This window comes from Nonomuraea aridisoli, from assembly GCF_003236395.1.
Classification (GTDB): Bacteria; Actinomycetota; Actinomycetes; order Streptosporangiales; family Streptosporangiaceae; genus Nonomuraea; species Nonomuraea aridisoli.
In genome coordinates, this window is record NZ_POUD01000491.1 from 1 (window position 1) to 2896 (window position 2896).

The following is a 2896-nucleotide window of genomic DNA, read 5'->3' on the forward strand; positions in this document are numbered from 1 at the left end:
CGCCCTGCCCCGCTCGTGTGCCGCGCATGTCCCGGTCGTCCCGGTCGACGGCGTGGCACGCATCCTGGCTCACCGGCCGGCCCGCGGTGCGGCGGGCGTCCCGGGTGACATGTCCGCGCGCGCTCCGACCGCCGTCGCGGGCCCCACCACGTCGCCGTCCCGACCTGATGAGGAGAACACCATGTGCAGGCCCTTGGCGCCCAGGCGGCCTCGAGCGTGCCGCCGGTCAGGGCGGTGGGCCTCGGCCGGCGTCCCGCGGACCGCCTCCCCGTCCCCGGCGTCCCGCCGCACCACTGTGCACGGCGCTCAGCCCACGCCGGCGTGCCCTGCGGCCAGCGCCCGCACGCCCACAGCACCGGCCACCGTGGCGTCCACGCCGCCGCGTGCCGCGAGCCCCGCCCCGGGTGGCGGCGTCGTGGTGTCGGCTGGGGGGTTCCGGTGACGCCCGTACTCGTCCTGGCCGCGCACGGGACGCGGAGCGCGGCGGGGGAGCACACGCTGGCGGCGCTGGCCGAGACCGTCAGGCGCGCCCGGCCCGGGCACCGCGTGGAGCTGAGCTACCTGGAGATCAGCGCGCCGCTGCTCGCCGATGTCCTGCCCGCGGTGCGCGGCCCGGTGGTCGTGGTGCCGCTGCTGCTGGCCGGCGGCTACCACGCGCACATCGACCTGCCCGCCGTCGTCGCCGACCACCGTCCCGACGCGGTGGTGGCCGGATGGCTGGGGCCGCACGGGCTGCTGACCTCGGCGCTGGCGCGCAAGCTGGCGCGCGCCGGCCTGCGCGCCACCGACGCCGTCCTGCTGGGAGCGGCCGGCTCGTCCGACCCGGCGGCCCTGGGCGACGTGCGCGCCGCCGCCCACCGGCTCGCCGTGCGGCTGGCCCGCCCGGTGACGGCCGCGTTCGCCTCGGCCGGCACGCCGTCGCTGGAAGAGGCCATGGAACGGCTCGGCTCCACCCCGGCCGCCCGCGTGGCCATCGCCTCGTACGTGCTCGCGCCGGGCTTCTTCCACGACCGGCTCGTCACGGCCGGCGCGGGCCTGGTGAGCGAACCACTAGGCGCCGACCCCGACGTGGCCGCCCTCATCTGGCACCGTTACGACGAGGTCCTGAGCCGCGCCGCCCGGCCCCGCACCCTCCGCCGCGCCTGACCAGCGCCGTCCCACGCCACCGCATCTCGCGCGTTGAAACGCGAGCAGCGTGGCGTGGGACGGTGTGGGACGGTCAGGCCGGGTCGAGGACGGGCTCCAGGCGGAGTTCCCGGACGATGGCCCGGGCGCCGGCGTCGCGCTCCAGGTCGTCGCTCGCGCCCGCGAACATCTCCAGGTGGGCCTGGTGGAAGCAGCCGGCGAGGAGCAGGCGCGCGCTGGCCTCGGGGTCGACGTCCGGCCGCACCCGTCCGAGGCGCCGTTCGGCCTCCAGGTACGCGGCGACCGGCGCCACCTCGGCCTCCGGCCCGAGCCCCGCCTCGCGCAGCGCCTCGCGGAAGCGCACCGTCACGCTGGGCGAGGTGAACGCCGGCTGGGCCGCGCTCTGCACCGCCAGGTAGTAGTCGATGCCCGCCCGCGCCGCCTGCAGCAGGTTGCCGGCGACCTCGCCCTTGCCGGCGCGGTGGGAGAGGCCGTGCAGGATGCTCAGCCACAGCGGCATCCGGTCCTGCAGCAGGGCCAGGAAGTGGTCGAGGGAGCCCCCGGAGCGGTCGCCGCGCAGCGCGAGGGCCATCTCCAGGATGCGCCGCCTGGCGTCCTGGCTCCTTTGATGGGGGTCTACATGGGAAGTCGCCATGGCGTGCCTAACGTGCGCGGTCAGGTGAGAGGCATCGCGTGCGAAGCCGGGTGCGGGAATCGCCGGGACCCCCGCTGGTGCGGTGGTGAAGAGGTTTCTGATTATTACCTGAAACGACGAAAAATTGACAGATTTACGCCCTGAGCATCAGCTGTCAGTGCCGCGGTCCCTGCGCCGCAGGTAACGCTCGAACTCGGCCGCGATCGCGTCGCCGCTGGCCTCGGGCAGCTCGGCGGCGTCCTTGCGCTCCTCGAGCTCCTTGACGTAGTCGGCGACCTCGCTGTCCTGCGAGGCGAGCTCGTCCACGCCGCGCTCCCACGCCCGGGCCTCCTCGTCGAGGTCGCCCAGCGGCATCGGGATCTCCAGGACGTCCTCCAGCCGGCGCAGCAGCGCGAGGGTGGCCTTCGGGTTGGGCGGCTGGGCGACGTAGTGGGGGACCGACGCCCACAGCGAGATCGCGTCGAGCCCGGCCTGCGCGAACGCGTGACCGAGCACGCCCACGATGCCGGTCGGCCCCTCGTAGCGGCTCAGCTCCAGGTTGATCGAACGGGCGAGCCCCTCGTTGGTCGCGCTGCCGAGGATCGGCACGGGCCGCGTGTGGGGCGAGTCGTTGAGCAGCGCGCCCAGCATGACGGCCAGCTCGACGCCCAGCTCGCGGCAGATGTAGATGATGTCGGCGCAGAACGAGCGCCAGCGCATGTTGGGCTCGATGCCGCGCAGCAGCACCACGTCGCGCTCGACGCCCGGCGGGCGGGCTCGCAGCAGCCGGGTCGTCGGCCACACGATCGACGTGGTCATGCCGTCGTTCAGCTCCACCGCGGGCCTGGTCACCTGGAAGTCGTAATAGTCGTCGGGGTCGAGCGAGATGAGCGGCTCGGCCTTCCAGGCGGACTCGAGATGGGCGATCACACCGCTGGAGGCCTCACCCGCGTCGTTCCAGCCCTCGAACGCGGCTATCAGCACCGGGTCGACGAGCTCGGGGAGCCCTTCGAGCTCTATCACGTGTCGCCTCCACTTCCATCGTCCCGCTAAGCCTATGCGGTGCCGAGCCGTCGCCGTCACCGACTCTCCCCCCGAATCTTCGCCGCCACGCGACCGTTCCCGGCCGTCCCCGCC

Annotated in this window: 3 protein-coding genes; 1 reads left to right on the forward strand and 2 read right to left on the reverse strand. The window is 74.3% G+C overall.

Annotation, left to right across the window (positions count from 1 at the left end; genetic code table 11):
- Window positions 1–438: 438 nt before the first annotated feature.
- Window positions 439–1146, forward strand: coding sequence for a sirohydrochlorin chelatase (locus C1J01_RS47280; RefSeq protein WP_111185611.1), 708 nt, complete (start codon window positions 439–441; stop codon window positions 1144–1146).
- Between the two features lie 73 nt (window positions 1147–1219).
- On the opposite strand, the gene C1J01_RS47285 is transcribed toward C1J01_RS47280, so the two are convergent.
- Window positions 1220–1780, reverse strand: a complete 561-nt coding sequence (locus C1J01_RS47285) for a TetR/AcrR family transcriptional regulator C-terminal domain-containing protein (RefSeq protein ID WP_146616020.1) — start codon at window positions 1778–1780, stop codon at window positions 1220–1222.
- Between the two features lie 147 nt (window positions 1781–1927).
- A complete protein-coding gene (locus C1J01_RS47290; RefSeq protein WP_111185615.1) occupies window positions 1928–2782 on the reverse strand; it encodes a PAC2 family protein in 855 nt (284 codons plus the stop codon).
- Window positions 2783–2896 lie beyond the last annotated feature (114 nt).

Excerpts from the sequence above, each read along its gene's own strand:
- C1J01_RS47285 (WP_146616020.1), bottom strand. The coding sequence starts at position 1,780 with ATGGCGACTTCCCATGTAGACCCCCATCAAAGGAGCCAGGACGCCAGG.